Consider the following 1,666-nt stretch of genomic DNA (forward strand, 5'->3'; position numbering starts at 1 on the left):
ACGGCGAGCAGGCCGAGCACCGGCGCAGAGCCCCAAGGGTAGCGCACGCCGCCCCAGCTCAGGGCCAGCATCAGGGTGGTCGAGCTCAGCACCAGCAGGATGGCGCCGGGATAGTCCAGCGTGTGGCGGCGCTCGTTGCGCGGCAGCAGCTTCAGCTTGGCGTTGGTCAGCGCGAAGGCCAGGAACCCGATCGGCAGGTTGATCCAGAAGATCAGCGACCAGTGCAGGTGCTGGGCGAAGAAGCCCCCGAGCAGGGGCCCGGCCACCGAGGCCGCCACGAACACGCCCGCGATCACCACCTGGTAGCGCGCTCGCTCCTTGGGCGGCATGATGTCGGCCAGGATGGTCTGCGACAGGGCGATCAGCCCGCCGCCGCCGATGCCCTGGAGGCCGCGAGCCAGCGCCAGGGTCACCATGGTGGGGGCCACCGCGCAGGCGAGCGACCCGAGCACGAAGGTCGCGATGGCGATCAGCAGCATGATCCGCCGGCCGTGGATGTCGGAGAGCTTGCCGTAGAGCGGCGTGACCGCCGTGGAGGCGAGCAGGTAGGCGGTGACGATCCAGGGCAGGTTGGCGGCATCGCCCAGATCGAGCCCGATGGTCGGCATCGCGGTCGCCACAATGGTCTGATCGAGGGCCGCCAGCAGCATCGCGGTCATCAGGCCGAAGACGATCGACCGGATCTCGAGCGGGCTGAGGCGGGCTTTCGGGGCGGCGGCGGCGGACGGATCGGTCGCGGTGACGGCGGTGGAGAGCGCCACGGGCGGGAAGCCTCTTCTGGGTTTGCGCGGGATCGGCAGGCTGGACGGGAACGAGGCTGCAGCATCACGGTTGCGGAAGGGTACGGCATTAACGACGGGCCGCGCCGGATCCTACGCGTTCCGCGGCCGTCTGCCTTGTGCGTGACACGGGGTGAATTGCCCGCAGGCGGTGCCCCACGCATAATTTCCGCATGGCCGACATCATCTACCGGGCAGCGCGGGCGACGGACGCGCAGACCATCGCTGCGATCCACGTGGCGAGTTGGCGGAATGCCTATCGTTCGATCCTCGACCCAGCGTTTCTGGCCGGGCCTATCGAGGAGGATCGCCTTTCGCATTGGCTTGGAAAATTCAGCCGCCTGGCCTCGGATTTTCAGGTGGACGTCGCCTCGACCATCGACGGAACGCTTGTCGGATTCACAGCGACGCACCGTAACCTCGATCGACGGTGGGGCAGCCTGGTGGACAATCTGCACGTCCTTCCGGAGATGCGGGGCAGGCGGATCGGTGAGGTGCTGCTGCGCTCGGCTGCGCGTAAGCTGGCCGCTCAGCAGGCCGCAGAGGGCCTGCACTTATGGGTTTTCGAGGCCAATGAGCCTGCGCTTCGCTTCTACGAGCGTTTGGGTGGCCAGGTTGTCGAACGAACCCTTTCGCAGATCCCGACCGAAAACGGCAGGACGATCTTGCGGGTTCATTGGCCGGCATTGTCGGACCTGTTCTAGCGAACCGTGACGGCTCGCAGAGCGAACCCGAACAGACGGTCCGCCCCTGAGACGCCGCTGACATCGGCCACATCTTGACAGATACGGGCCGCCTGCCGCTCTCCAGGCGGATGCCGGACGACATCGAGGATATCGCCATCGTGGGCGGCGGGCCGGCCGGGCTGGCCGCGGCCGAGGTGCTGG

2 protein-coding genes are annotated in these 1,666 nt (G+C 67.6%); one reads left to right on the forward strand and one right to left on the reverse strand.

What is annotated here, in order from left to right; genetic code table 11:
• A partial coding sequence (locus tag FV228_RS28950; protein ID WP_246694067.1) for an MFS transporter occupies positions 1-659 on the reverse strand: 659 nt, incomplete at its 3' end.
• Positions 660-952: 293 nt separating this feature from the next.
• On the opposite strand from FV228_RS28950, the gene FV228_RS28955 reads away from it, so the two are divergent.
• Positions 953-1,483: a GNAT family N-acetyltransferase gene (locus FV228_RS28955; RefSeq protein ID WP_147857619.1), complete on the forward strand. Its 531-nt coding sequence runs from the start codon at positions 953-955 to the stop codon at positions 1,481-1,483.
• The last annotated feature ends 183 nt before the right edge of the window (positions 1,484-1,666 follow it).

Origin of the sequence: Methylobacterium sp. WL18 (genome assembly GCF_008040015.1) — a bacterium.
In the GTDB taxonomy this organism is placed as follows: domain Bacteria; phylum Pseudomonadota; class Alphaproteobacteria; order Rhizobiales; family Beijerinckiaceae; genus Methylobacterium; species Methylobacterium mesophilicum.

Coding starts and splice junctions, on each gene's coding strand:
- FV228_RS28955 (WP_147857619.1), top strand. CDS start 953: ATGGCCGACATCATCTACCGGGCAGCGCGGGCGACGGACGCGCAGACC.